A 12,508-nucleotide genomic window follows, 5' to 3' on the forward strand; every position below is an offset into this window, starting at 1 on the left:
CGACTATGGCTACAATTCATGTCGATGGCAAATCGTATGAAGTCAACGGCTCGGAAAACTTGCTACAAGCATGTTTGAGTCTTGGCATTGATATCCCATACTTTTGTTGGCATCCATCCTTAGGTTCTGTCGGTTCTTGCCGTCAGTGTGCCGTGACTCAATACGCGAATCCAGAAGATACGCGTGGCCGTTTGGTCATGTCATGTATGACGCCTGCATCTGACAATACCTACATCTCGATTGAAGACAAAGAAGCCAAAGATTTCCGTGCTTCGATTGTTGAATTCTTGATGACCAACCACCCGCACGACTGTCCAGTCTGTGAAGAAGGTGGTCACTGTCATTTACAAGATATGACTGTGATGACACAGCACGACCGTCGTCGTTACCGTTTCACTAAACGTACCCATTACAACCAGGAGCTAGGCTCATTCATTTCTCACGAAATGAACCGTTGTATCGCGTGTTACCGTTGTGTGCGTTACTACAAAGACTATGCTGGTGGTACAGACTTCGGCGTATATGCAAATGCATCACGTGTTTATTTCGGTCGTCCAGAATCAGGTACTTTGGAATCTGAATTCTCGGGTAACCTGACTGAAGTATGTCCAACAGGTGTATTCACCGACAAAACTCACTCAGAGCGCTATAACCGTAAGTGGGACATGCAGTATGCGCCAAGCGTATGCCAAGGCTGTTCTTCAGGTTGTAACATCTCTCCGGGTGAGCGTTATGGCGAACTGCGTCGCGTAGAAAACCGTTTCAATGGTGACGTTAACCAATATTTCCTTTGTGACAAAGGTCGTTTTGGTACAGGTTATGTGAACCGTGCAGACCGTCCACGTCAGCCACAATTCCGTGATGGTGCAAACGTAACCACTGTTTCAGTAGATACAGCACTTGATACCGTCATTGAGAAAATTCAGGGCAAAAAAGTTCTGGGTATTGGTTCACCACGTGCATCGCTTGAAACGAACTTCGCGCTTCGCGAACTTGTAGGTCAAGACAGCTACTCAACCGGTATGTCTCAAAAAGAGCAGAACCTGGTTGAACTTGCAGCTTCAATCATGCAAACCGAGGGTGTTTATAACCCGACCATGCGTGAAATTGAAAGCTACGATGCAGTCTTGATTCTTGGTGAAGACCTGACTCAAACTGCGCCACGTATGGCCTTGTCTGTTCGCCAGGCTGCGAAAAACAAAGCTAAAGAAATGGCGGCAGAACGCCGTACCCAGGAATGGCTGGCTGAACCGGTACAGCGTATTGCGCAAGATGCCAAATCGCCAATCTACATTCTTGCTGCGACTCAAACGCGTTTAGCTGACGTTGCGACAGGTGAAGTAGTGGCATCTCCAAACGATATCGCACGTTTAGGTTTTGCTGTTGCTGCGGCCGTTGCAGGCGAAGTTGTTACCGGTCTTGATGATGATGCGAAAGCATTTGCACAAACCATCGCTGACACTTTAAAAGCTGCGAAGAAGCCATTGATCATCTCTGGTACCAGCTTACAAGACGCTGCCATCATGGAAGCTGCTGCACAAGTGGCTCAGAACTTAGGTTCAAATGCAGGTCTGACATTGACGGTTCCTGAAGTGAACTCAATGGGCTTGGCAATCTTCGGTGGTCAAAGCCTGGAACAAGCATTTGCACAAGACTATGACACAGTTGTGATTGTGGAAAATGACCTTTACCGCCGTTTACCTGCTGCACAAGTCAATGCTGCACTTTCGGGCAAAGACGTGATTGTATTGGATCACTCTGAAACTGAAACTGTGAAGAAAGCAAACATTGTACTTTCTGCTGCAAGCTTCGCGGAAGGTGATGGTACTGTGGTATCTCAAGAAGGCCGTGCACAGCGTTTCTATCAGGTGTATGACCCAAGTTACTACAAACCTGAACTGGCGATCAAAGAGTCTTGGCGCTGGTTACATGCCATTGAAACCGGTGTGAAAGGCAAAGCGATTTCCTGGACATTGCTGGATGATGTCATTGAATCCGTAGTGAAAAATGTTCCTGCGCTTGAAGCCATTCAAGATGTCGCACCAGATGCGGGTTACCGTATCCATGGCTTGAAGATTGCACGTGAACCACGTCGTTACTCAGGTCGTACCGCAATGCGTGCTCCGCTTTCGGTGCATGAGCCTAAACAGCCAATCGATGTCGATTCTGCATTAACATTCTCTATGGAAGGTTATGTGGGTAATGAAACCCCATCTTCACTGGTTCCATTTGCATGGTCTGCAGGCTGGAACTCTCCACAAGCCTGGAACAAATTCCAGGATAACGTGGGTGGTCACTTAAAAGGCGGTGATTCAGGCATTCGTTTATTCGATCGTTTGGCTAAACGTCCTGCACGTACATTCGTAGCTCCAGCAGCAGTACTTGCAAATGCTGAAAGCTTCCGTTTGGTACCTATGCATCACATCTTTGCTTCTGGTGAATTTACTGTAAAAACTCCGGCCATGGAATCGCGTATTCCTGAAGCCATGTTTGCAGTAGGTGAGCAAGATGCTGCGCGCCTAAACGTTCAAGATGGTCAAAAAATTACTGTGAAAGCAGGTGAGGCGACAATCAGCCTTCCAGTTCAAGTGATCGAATATTTGCCGACAGGTTATATCGGTTATCCGGTTGGTCTTGCACCAACGGTGTCACTTGCAGAGCCTGTATCCGTCGCGGTAGGAGTGTAATTCATGAATCAAGAAATTATACGTCAAACACCGCTATGGGCTGAGAACTGGCCAATTGCTTATTCAGTTGTTCAAGCGATTGTAATCTTGCTTGTAGTGGTGCTTGTCGCTGCGTTGATGTCATTCATCGAACGTCGTTTACTTGCGTTATGGCAAGACCGTTACGGTCCAAACCGTGTTGGTCCCGGGGGGATGTTCCAGATCGTTGCCGACATGCTGAAAATCATGTTCAAGGAAGACTGGACACCTAAGTTTGCTGACAAACTGACTTTCCGTTTAGCACCTGCAGTTGCCATGGCAACTGCGGTACTGTCGTTCATGGTGATTCCTGTAAGTCCGACTATGGGCGTAGCAGACATGAGCATCGGCCTGTTGTTCTTTATGGCAATGGCTGGTATTGCAGTATATGCCGTGCTATTCGGTGGCTGGTCTTCAAATAACAAATATGCGTTATTGGGTGGTCTGCGTTCTGCGGCTCAAACCATTTCTTATGAAGTGTTCCTGGGTATCTCGCTGATGGGTGTGGTGGCAATTGCCGGTTCATTCAACATGCGTGAAATTGTTGAAGCACAACGCGATGTATGGTTTGTGATTCCACAATTCCTGGGTTTCATTATCTTTATTGTTGCAGGTGTTGCGGTAACTCACCGTCACCCATTTGACCAACCGGAAGCTGAACAAGAATTGGCGGAAGGTTATCACGTCGAATACGGCGGTATGAAATGGGGTATGTTCTTCGTTGCAGAATATGTCAACGTGGTTCTTATTTCAGCATTGATCGTCACTCTATTCTTTGGCGGTTGGTTAGCACCATTTAACCTAGAAATTCCATTTATTCCACCAGTATTCTGGTTCATTATCAAAACAGCATTCTTTGTGATGATGTTTGTCTTGGCTCGTGGTTCTTTAATGCGTCCACGTTACGACCAGGTAATGAACTTTGGTTGGAAAATTTGTTTGCCATTGGCGTTGGTCAACTTGTTGGTGACTGGTGCTGTGATTCTGATGAATCAGGCCTAGGACAGCAGGGAGTACAAAATGTATAAAATTCTAGCTGGATTCGGGTCAATCGTACGTTCATTGTGGATGGTATTCAGCCACGTGACACGTAAACGTGACACTATTCTTTATCCAGAAGTGCCAGCTGAACAAATTGTTCCGCCGCGTTTCCGTGGTCGTATTGTATTGACACGTGACCCAGATGGTGAGGAACGCTGCGTAGCGTGTAACCTGTGTGCGGTTGCATGTCCGGTTGGCTGTATTTCTTTACAGAAAGCAGAAAAAGAAGATGGTCGCTGGTATCCGGAGTTTTTCCGTATCAACTTCTCGCGCTGTATTTTCTGCGGTATGTGTGAAGAAGCCTGTCCAACGACAGCAATTCAAATGACACCAGATTTCGAGTTAAGTGAATACGTTCGTCAAGACTTAGTCTACGAAAAAGAGAACTTGCTCATTTCAGGTCCTGGTAAATATCCTGACTACAACTTCTACCGTGTAACCGGTATGGCAGTGACAGGTAAAGATAAAGGTCAAGCACAACGTGAAAGTGCGCCTGTTGACGTACGGAGCTTATTACCATGATGTGGCCATTTTATTTGATGGCACTCGTGGCCATTGTTTCTACGGTTCGTGTGGTGACTAACGCGAATCCTGTGCATGCTTTATTAAGCCTGATCGTGTCCCTCCTTGCAGTAGCAGGGATATTCATGATCGTTGGTGCGCCATTCGCTGGCGCACTAGAAATTATCGTTTATGCCGGCGCGATCATGGTGTTGTTCGTGTTTGTGGTGATGATGCTGAATCTTGGTCAACATACGGTTGAACAGGAACGTAAATGGCTGACGTCTTCTGCATGGGCATATCCAGCATTGATGAGTTTCCTGATGGGCTTGGTGCTGGTTTGGATGCTTGGTTCGGATTACACAACAGCAGGTCCTGTAATGGGCACTCAAGTTGTGGGACCTAAAGCTGTAGGTACAGCGCTCTTTACTCACTACTTACTATTGGTCGAAGTTGCCGCAATGTTATTGCTTGCAGCCCTCGTTGCAGCATTCCACTTAGGTAAACGTGAACCAAGTGCAAAAGAGGAAAAAGAATAATGGGCAACATTCCTTTAGAACACGGTTTAATCGTTGCAACCATTCTTTTTGCACTGGGTTTTTACGGTGTAATGGTGCGACGCAACCTATTATTTATGTTGATGAGCCTTGAAATCATGATGAACGCAGCAGCACTTGCGTTCGTTCTTGCGGGTAGTGCATGGTTACAGCCAGATGGACAAATCATGTTCATCCTGATCTTGACCCTTGCTGCTGCAGAGGCTTGTATTGGTCTTGCGATCGTCCTTCAGTTCTACCATCGCTTCCATCATTTGGATGTGGATGCTGCTAGTGAGATGCGCGGATGAGTTATTTATATTTAACAATTTTATTTCCGCTCATTGGCTTTGTCCTCTTGGCGGCGGGGCGCAATAAGCTTCCTGAAAATGTAGCAGCCATTATTGGTGTCGGTTCAGTCGGTTTATCTGCTTTATTTGCACTGATTGCCGGCATGGGCTTTGTAGACAATGGTTCAGTAGCTCAGGTTCAACATCTTTGGACCTGGTTCAATGTCGGCGGTTTTGCACCAGGCATGAGCCTGCACCTGGACGGTCTGTCATTGCTGATGACCGGCATGATCACCGGTGTAGGTTTCCTGATTCACATCTTTGCCTCATGGTACATGCGCGGTGAAGAAGACTTCGCACGTTTCTTCTCTTACTTTAACCTGTTCGTTGCCAGCATGTTGCTGCTCGTTCTTGGCGATAACCTGGCGTTATTGTTCCTGGGTTGGGAAGGCGTAGGTCTTTGCTCTTACTTGCTGATTGGTTATTACTATCAAAACCCAGAAAATGGTTTTGCAGCAATCAAGGCATTTACCGTAACCCGTATCGGTGACGTATTCTTGCTGATTGCCTTGTTCTTGCTTTACCAACAGTTCGGTACTTTGCATATTGGTACAATCGTTGCCAATGCACCTCAAGTATTGGCGGGTGACCATTCACTTGCAATCTGGACATCATTAATGTTGTTCCTGGGTGCTGCCGGTAAATCTGCGCAAATTCCATTACAAACATGGTTGGCCGATGCAATGGCAGGTCCTACACCTGTTTCTGCATTGATCCATGCGGCAACAATGGTAACCGCAGGTGTTTACCTGTGCTGCCGTATGTTCTCCGTGTTTGAAATGACACCTGAAGTGATGATGTTCATCTCGATCACTGGTGCGGTAACATTGATTGTGGCTGGTTTTGCTGCATTGGTACAAACCGACATCAAACGTATCCTGGCTTACTCAACCATGAGTCAGCTCGGTTATATGTTTATGGCGGTAGGTGCTGAAGCATACCAGGCAGGCTTATTCCATATGCTTTCACACGCATTCTTCAAGGCATTGTTATTCTTGTCTTCTGGTGCGGTGATTCTGGCTTACCATCACGAACAAAACATCTTCAAGATGGGTGGCCTGTTCAAACATAACAAATTCCTGTTTGCCTGCTTCGCGATTGGTGGCGGTGCATTGGCAGCCATTCCATTCTTGACCATCGGCTTCTTCTCGAAAGATGCAATTTTGGGTGCGGTATGGGTTCAAGGCCAATCTATTGCGCTTTATGACTGCTTGTACTGGACAGGTGTTGCGGGTGCATTCTTAACTTCAATCTATACATTCCGTTTAATCTGGGTTGTATTCTTTGGAAAAGAAAACACGCCTTATCACGAAATCAAAGGTGCGACGTATTGGGCACCATTGGCAATCCTTGCTGTTCTTTCAACTGGTCTGGCTTACTTCCTGAAAGCACCGGTTGAATCAATCTTAAATGCTGCGAAAATTCCTGCGTTTATTGTTGATGAACATTTAATGCATGGTATGCATAGCGCTGAATATACTGCTGTGGGTATTGCACTGGCTGGTCTTGTGGTAGGTATCGTATTATTTGTCTTTGCCTACAACGCAGTGAAAGGTTTTGCCCGTACTTCATTCGGTGCTGGCCTTGCTAATATCTGCCGTAATGCACTTGGTTTTGATGCGTTGTATAACATCGTATTTGTGAAACCATATTTGCTTATCGCGAAAATTTTAGGTCGTGATCCGATTGACGGCCTGTGGTTAGTGCTTCCTGCCATTGTTAAAGGTGGTCATAGCTTCACCAGCTCACGTCAAACAGGTTCATTGCGTGAATACGCATCAAGTATGTCACTCGGTGTAGTGGTGTTGCTGATGATCCTGATCGTGATTCAGGTAGTGGGGAAATAAGATGGAAATCACAAACAACTGGATTTTACCCGCGCTGATCCTCGTACCGTTCATTGCAGGTTTTGTATGCTGGGTCGTCGACAAGCTCGACGACAAACTGCCGCGTTACATTGCGTTATTCGGTATGCTCATTACTTTGGGCTTGACTGTTGCGCTTTGGAATTCGGGTACGTATCACTATGAACTCGGCGCAAAAGTTCCAACTTGGTCTGCCGAATTCATGCTGCCTTGGATTTCAACCCTCGGCATTAACATTCACCTGGCGGTGGATGGTCTTTCACTGCTTATGGTCGGCTTGACTGCATTACTGGGTGTACTTGCAGTAGGCTGTTCATGGGGCGAGATTCAAAAGAACGTTGGTTTCTTCCACCTTAACCTTTTATGGTCTTTGGGTGGGGTCATCGGTGTATTCCTGGCGATTGACCTGTTCCTGTTCTTCTTCTTCTGGGAGATGATGCTGGTACCAATCTACTTCCTGATTGCCTTATGGGGCCATAAGGGAGCAGACGGCAAGTCACGTGTATACGCTGCGACCAAGTTCTTCATCTATACCCAGGTAGCAGGTTTGATCATGCTGATCGGTATTCTAGGCCTTGTGGTTTACGGATACATGATGACTGGCATGATCGGCTTCGATTACAACTACCTGTTAGGTGTGGCGAATACGCTTGATGCACAGTTGCCATCAGTGGCTTATGCCTTGATGATCTGTATGTTCATTGGTTTCGCTGTAAAACTTCCAGTGTTCCCATTGCACGGCTGGTTACCAGATGCCCATGCTCAAGCACCGACAGCCGGTTCTGTCGACTTGGCAGGTATTCTGATCAAGACTGCTGCATACGGTCTGCTGCGTTTTGTTATGCCATTCTTCCCGGCGGCTTCTGCACAGTTTGCAGACATCGCGATCATTTTCGGTTTAATCGGCGTGTTCTACGGTGCCTGGTGTGCTTTCCAGCAAACCGATATGAAACGTTTGCTGGCGTATACTTCAATTTCGCATATGGGCTTTGTATTGCTTGCACTTTACGCAGGTAATATCCTGACTTTTCAAGGCTTAATGATCATGATGCTGGCACATGGCCTGTCATCTGCTGCCTTGTTCATTATGTGTGGTCAAGTGTACGAGCGTGTTCATACGCGCGACTTGCGTTTAATGGGTGGTATGCGCGGTCAATTCCCGTACCTTGCTTTCTTCCTGATGTTCTTTGTTGCTGCGCTTGTCGGTATTCCAGGTTTAGGTAACTTTATTGGTGAATTCCTGATTTTGATGGGTTCATTCAACAAATTCCCGGCCTTCACCATTGTGGCAGCAATCAGCTTGGTATTGGCAGGTCTTTATGGCTTGATCCTGATTCACAAAGCATTGTTCGGTACGCCAAATGAAGAGCAAAAACAAAATTATACAAGCCCATTGAAAGACTTGAATGCGCGTGAGATTGTTATTTTGTTAGTGTGTGCTTTTGGTCTACTATGGCTCGGTATCTATCCACAAAGCTTCCTTGATATTTCAAATTCAAGCATGGCGTGGTTGGCCAACAGCTATATCCCAGTTCAAGAAGTTGTCGATGCGACTCAACAGGTCGTATCTCAACAAAATGTGGAGATCCAATAAGCCATGAACTTCACAATGTCATTTTCCGAGCTTATGCCATTAGCTCCTGTGATGATCGTGGCTTTAACTGCGATCGTAGTGATGCTTCTCATTGCAATTAAACGTAACCATAATTTAATTGCAACAGCCTCTGTCGTCGGCTTGAACCTTGCAGCAGCTTATGTCCTGATTGCTATGTTCGGTGGTGCTTTTGCACCAGCGAACATCATGGGCATGTTTATGCTTGACCCGTTTACCCTGCTTTACCAACTGGTCATCCTGATTGCTGCACTGGCTTGCTGTACCTTGTCACATGCTTATATTGAAAGCTATCAAGATAACCGTGAAGAACTGTATATCCTGATGCTGTGCTCGGTCGCGGGCGCAATGCTGATGGTGGCAAGTTCTCATTATGCATCTTTCTTCATTAGCCTTGAGCTGATGTCGATTCCTGTATACGGTCTTTTGGCTTATACGCACCAGCGTTCACAATCGCTAGAAGCGGGTATCAAATACCTGGTTCTTTCAGCAACTGCTTCTGCAATGTTGTTGATGGGCATGGCATATATCTATGCTTATACCGGTTCATTGTCTTTCTATGACAATGTTCAGGCCTTGATGCAAGCGCTGAAACAGCCAATGGTGATTTTAGGTCTAGGCTTAATCGTTTTTGCTGTTGCATTCAAACTGTCTCTTGCACCATTCCATAAATGGACGCCAGACGTGTATGCAGGTGCACCAGCGCCAATCGCTACATTCCTTGCGACTGTAGCTAAAGTGGCAACCATTGGTCTGTTTGTCCGTTATTTGCTGGCTTCAGGTGCAATCCTGGTAGATTCAATCGTAACCATCATCACGATTATTGCGGTGCTTTCTATTCTGGTGGGTAACTTCCTTGCAGTACGTCAAGTCAACCTGAAACGTATTCTGGGTTACTCTTCAATTGCGCACTTTGGTTATTTGCTGATTGGTTTAATCAGCATGACTTATGCAAGCCTGGGTAACGTATCTGTATACGTAATCACTTATGTATTGACAACGATTGGTGCATTTGGTGCTGTTGCGTTGATGTCTAGTCCATTTAACAATGTGGATGAAGCACAAAGCTTGGCAGATTACCGTGGCTTGTTCTGGCGCCGTCCAGTATTGACTGCGACCTTGACTGTCATGATGCTGTCTCTTGCGGGTATTCCATTGACTGCTGGCTTCATTGGTAAGTTCCTGGTGGTGATGGCTGCGGTAACAACCCAGCATTGGTTCCTTGCTGCCATGATTGTGGTGGGTTCAGGTATCGGTCTGTACTATTACCTGCGTGTGATGGTGGTGATGTACATGACTCCGCCAGATACGCCACGTATTGATGCCGACAAACATTGGGGTCAAAAAGTGGGTGGTATTATGGTGCTTGCTGCGGCATTGGCGGTATTGGTGATTGGTGTTTATCCAGATCCAATCATTAAATTAGCGCTGCAAGCAGAGATTTTATCTCCATTACATTTCATGCTTTCTCAGCAATAATCTAAAAAAACTATAAGTTTTTAGCAAAAAGCCTCCTTTCATAGGGGGCTTTTTGGTTTATAAGAGTTATAAAAAACATTTATAATAGCTGAAATTTTATCTTATTTTTTTAGGTACTCTCCCGTGGCTATTCATGAAATCCGTCATCCGCTGATCCGACATAAACTAGGTTTACTACGTCGTGCAGACATCAGTACAAAAAACTTCCGCGAATTGGCACAAGAAGTGACCATGCTGCTGACGTATGAAGCAACCAAAGACTTGCCGATGTGTGAGCATGAAATTGACGGCTGGAATGGCAAAGTGACTGTAGACCGCATTGCGGGTAAAAAAATTACCGTTGTCCCTATTCTGCGTGCCGGTATTGGCATGTTGGACGGTTTCCTGAACCTGATTCCAAGTGCGAAAGTCTCGGTACTGGGTCTTGAGCGTGACGAAGAAACCTTGCAAGCACGTACTTACTACAAAAAATTGGTACCCGATGTACAAAACCGTTTGGCAATGATTATCGACCCGATGCTGGCCACCGGTTCTTCACTGGTTGCAGCCATTGACGTATTGAAGGCGAGCGGCTGTAAAGACATCCGTGTCATGGTTTTAGTGGCTGCACCAGAAGGCATTAAAAAAGTAGAAGAAAAACATCCGGATGTCACCATTTTCACCGCCTCTATTGATGATGGTCTCAATGAAAATGGCTATATTGTTCCAGGTCTTGGGGACGCGGGTGATAAAATTTTCGGTTCAGTACAAAAAGACTGATCCTTGAAGACAAATTAAAAGAGGCTTCATGCCCATTGCTGTCCCACAATTTTTCACAAGAGGAAGCTCATTTGAGCTTCCTCTTGTTTTATGGGTATTTTATCGGGTGAAAATAAAGCTTTTAAAGTTCTTCTTTCAAACAAATTCACTTGAATTATTCTGAGTAAACGTTGAACTGTCCAACCTGTTTTCCCTAAATGTTGAGCGAAACTCACCAATAAATAGGCGATCATCGCAATCCAGANCATTGCTGTCCCACAATTTTTCACAAGAGGAAGCTCATTTGAGCTTCCTCTTGTTTTATGGGTATTTTATCGGGTGAAAATAAAGCTTTTAAAGTTCTTCTTTCAAACAAATTCACTTGAATTATTCTGAGTAAACGTTGAACTGTCCAACCTGTTTTCCCTAAATGTTGAGCGAAACTCACCAATAAATAGGCGATCATCGCAATCCAGATTTGTGTCTGAATTGCGTTCCTGCTGCGGCCTAGAAACGCTTTTAATTTGAGATTCTGCTTAATCGCCTTAAAGAACAGCTCAACTTTCCAACGATCTTTATAAATCGCCGCAATGGTGGAGGCGGCTAAATGAAAGTTATTGCTGAGAAAGCTAAAGTGCTTGCCACTTTGCTGATCTCTATATTCAATTCTTCTTAACACTGGGGCTTTTCTTTTTAGGGCATGTGCGCTATTCAGCTGAANCGATCTTTATAAATCGCCGCAATGGTGGAGGCGGCTAAATGAAAGTTATTGCTGAGAAAGCTAAAGTGCTTGCCACTTTGCTGATCTCTATATTCAATTCTTCTTAACACTGGGGCTTTTCTTTTTAGGGCATGTGCGCTATTCAGCTGAATGGTTTCATCTTTTAGAATACCTTTGGATTCAAGCACTGGATGTTGCTGGATCACCTGATACACAGATTTAGGCCTAAAACGTGTGACAAATCCAATGTTTTGAGCAGTCAGATTTGCATACCATTGGTAATCGACATAGCCTTTATCAAAAACTACAATGCTGCCAGCAGGAAACTGGAATTTGCGGCCTTGTACCATGTCATTTTCTTTGCCATTTTCAACTGCAACAAACTCAGGAATATCATTGCTGTGATTCAATCCTATGCTGAGTTTCATGCTGGCTTTTGAGTCATGAACTTTGGCCCATTCACTTAAGGAAAGCGACAGGTCAATATGACTGGCATCCAAGGAATACAAGGGATTCTTAAAGCGAAATTTATGAGCTACTTTTGAGTGTTCATAGTATTTAAGCAACTTGTAAAATAGCTGTTGATACAAGGCAGCAGGCTGCTGCTCATTGATTCGTGCCAGCGTGCTTCGGGGAATAGATTTTGCTCCGAGATGACTTAGCTTTTCCTGTTGGCACTCCAAATTGGATTGAATATCTCTCAGACTTTGCCTACAAGAGAATTGAGACATCAATATGGCAATAAACTGATCCCACCGGGAAGCCGCTCTAAATTTCTGTCCAACATGGTGTACTTTAGCAAGTTGTTCAAAATCCTGTCGCACAACAGGTTTAATTAGCTCATGAAATACGGTATTCTGATGTGACAAAACCTGAATCCTGGTCGTTAAAGTGTTTGTTTGCACTCATATTTTAACTGTTAGGACTCAGGTTTTTTTATTTAAAGCAAACTATGGGACA

At 45.2% G+C, this 12,508-nt stretch carries 10 protein-coding genes and 2 pseudogenes; 9 read left to right on the forward strand and 3 right to left on the reverse strand.

All coding sequences use genetic code 11. The features are described from left to right. The first annotated feature begins 5 nt into the window (after nt 1-5). The 9 genes from nuoG to upp all read left to right on the forward strand — a co-directional run bounded on the left by nuoG (nt 6) and on the right by upp (nt 10,848). Complete coding sequence (gene nuoG, locus H4I94_RS10875; RefSeq protein ID WP_092818851.1) at nt 6-2,687, forward strand: NADH-quinone oxidoreductase subunit NuoG; 2,682 nt, start codon at nt 6-8, stop codon at nt 2,685-2,687. Between the two features lie 3 nt (nt 2,688-2,690). Then, nucleotides 2,691-3,707 carry an NADH-quinone oxidoreductase subunit NuoH gene (gene nuoH, locus H4I94_RS10880; RefSeq protein ID WP_086174878.1) on the forward strand — a complete coding sequence of 339 codons (1,017 nt, stop codon included), beginning with the start codon at nt 2,691-2,693 and terminating at the stop codon, nt 3,705-3,707. 18 nt (nt 3,708-3,725) lie between these two features. Further along, a complete protein-coding gene (gene nuoI, locus H4I94_RS10885) occupies nt 3,726-4,268 on the forward strand; it encodes an NADH-quinone oxidoreductase subunit NuoI (protein WP_092818850.1) in 543 nt (180 codons plus the stop codon). Next, nucleotides 4,268-4,786, forward strand: coding sequence for an NADH-quinone oxidoreductase subunit J (gene nuoJ / locus H4I94_RS10890; RefSeq protein ID WP_171458673.1), 519 nt, complete (start codon nt 4,268-4,270; stop codon nt 4,784-4,786). The genes nuoI and nuoJ overlap by 1 nt, the downstream gene beginning before the upstream one ends. Then, nucleotides 4,786-5,094 (forward strand): NADH-quinone oxidoreductase subunit NuoK, encoded by a 309-nt coding sequence (gene nuoK / locus H4I94_RS10895; protein WP_004651041.1) that lies wholly within the window; start codon nt 4,786-4,788, stop codon nt 5,092-5,094. Before nuoJ ends, nuoK begins: the two co-directional genes overlap by 1 nt. Then, nucleotides 5,091-6,980: an NADH-quinone oxidoreductase subunit L gene (nuoL, locus tag H4I94_RS10900; protein WP_131273669.1), complete on the forward strand. Its 1,890-nt coding sequence runs from the start codon at nt 5,091-5,093 to the stop codon at nt 6,978-6,980. Before nuoK ends, nuoL begins: the two co-directional genes overlap by 4 nt. Before the next feature lie 7 nt (nt 6,981-6,987). Further along, nucleotides 6,988-8,592, forward strand: coding sequence for an NADH-quinone oxidoreductase subunit M (gene nuoM, locus H4I94_RS10905; protein WP_171259645.1), 1,605 nt, complete (start codon nt 6,988-6,990; stop codon nt 8,590-8,592). Nucleotides 8,593-8,595: 3 nt separating this feature from the next. Further along, nucleotides 8,596-10,089: an NADH-quinone oxidoreductase subunit NuoN gene (nuoN, locus tag H4I94_RS10910; protein WP_261183120.1), complete on the forward strand. Its 1,494-nt coding sequence runs from the start codon at nt 8,596-8,598 to the stop codon at nt 10,087-10,089. A 123-nt stretch (nt 10,090-10,212) separates the two neighbouring features. Further along, complete coding sequence (gene upp, locus H4I94_RS10915) at nt 10,213-10,848, forward strand: uracil phosphoribosyltransferase (RefSeq protein WP_092818846.1); 636 nt, start codon at nt 10,213-10,215, stop codon at nt 10,846-10,848. 53 nt (nt 10,849-10,901) lie between these two features. Here upp and H4I94_RS10920 read toward each other — a convergent pair whose 3' ends face one another. The 3 genes and pseudogenes from H4I94_RS10920 to H4I94_RS10930 form a co-directional block, all read right to left on the reverse strand. Continuing rightward, nucleotides 10,902-11,081, reverse strand: a complete 180-nt coding sequence (locus tag H4I94_RS10920) for a hypothetical protein (protein WP_409976799.1) — start codon at nt 11,079-11,081, stop codon at nt 10,902-10,904. Nucleotides 11,082-11,113: 32 nt separating this feature from the next. Further along, nucleotides 11,114-11,545, reverse strand: a pseudogene (locus tag H4I94_RS10925) (transposase); the annotation flags it as partial. 11 nt (nt 11,546-11,556) lie between these two features. Then, nucleotides 11,557-12,417 (reverse strand): annotated as a pseudogene (locus H4I94_RS10930) (IS4-like element ISAbe18 family transposase); the annotation flags it as partial. Nucleotides 12,418-12,508 lie beyond the last annotated feature (91 nt).

Source organism: Acinetobacter sp. T_3_1 (genome assembly GCF_025377055.1).
Lineage (GTDB): Bacteria > Pseudomonadota > Gammaproteobacteria > Pseudomonadales > Moraxellaceae > Acinetobacter > Acinetobacter kookii.

Excerpts from the sequence above, each read along its gene's own strand:
- nuoK (WP_004651041.1), top strand. The coding sequence starts at position 4,786 with ATGGGCAACATTCCTTTAGAACACGGTTTAATCGTTGCAACCATTCTT.
- nuoN (WP_261183120.1), top strand. The coding sequence starts at position 8,596 with ATGAACTTCACAATGTCATTTTCCGAGCTTATGCCATTAGCTCCTGTG.
- H4I94_RS10920 (WP_409976799.1), bottom strand. The coding sequence starts at position 11,081 with ATGATCGCCTATTTATTGGTGAGTTTCGCTCAACATTTAGGGAAAACA.
- nuoG (WP_092818851.1), top strand. The coding sequence starts at position 6 with ATGGCTACAATTCATGTCGATGGCAAATCGTATGAAGTCAACGGCTCG.
- nuoL (WP_131273669.1), top strand. The coding sequence starts at position 5,091 with ATGAGTTATTTATATTTAACAATTTTATTTCCGCTCATTGGCTTTGTC.
- nuoH (WP_086174878.1), top strand. The coding sequence starts at position 2,691 with ATGAATCAAGAAATTATACGTCAAACACCGCTATGGGCTGAGAACTGG.
- nuoJ (WP_171458673.1), top strand. The coding sequence starts at position 4,268 with ATGTGGCCATTTTATTTGATGGCACTCGTGGCCATTGTTTCTACGGTT.
- nuoI (WP_092818850.1), top strand. The coding sequence starts at position 3,726 with ATGTATAAAATTCTAGCTGGATTCGGGTCAATCGTACGTTCATTGTGG.